Source organism: Paucibacter sp. XJ19-41 (assembly GCF_028462495.1).
Classification (GTDB): Bacteria; Pseudomonadota; Gammaproteobacteria; order Burkholderiales; family Burkholderiaceae_C; genus Roseateles_E.
Window position 1 is genome coordinate 1 of the sequence record NZ_JAQOWX010000318.1, and the last position, 310, is coordinate 310.

General features: G+C 66.8%; 1 pseudogene. It reads left to right on the top strand.

The features are described 5' to 3' along the window. Positions 1 to 310, top strand: a pseudogene (locus PO768_RS29175) (IS5/IS1182 family transposase); the annotation flags it as partial.

A 310-nucleotide genomic window follows, 5' to 3' on the forward strand; every position in this document is an offset into this window, starting at 1 on the left:
GCGCGCGGTCAACAACCAGGGCGAGGGGGACTTGTTCGACCAAGGCCGCTTCACCTACGACGCACAGGCTGACGCCTACGTCTGCCCGGCAGACAAACTGCTGCAGCGCAAGCAGTTGCATCGGGCGGGTAAGGTCGTGATCTATGCAGCGCAGCCCGGCGATTGCGGCGCTTGCGCGATGAAGGCGCGCTGCACGCAGGCCCCACGGCGCACGCTCAGTCGCCATCTCTACGAAGAGGCATTGCAGCGCATCCACCAGCGCGCTACACCCCAGGCGATGAGGCTGCGCCGCTGCACCGTCGAACACCCG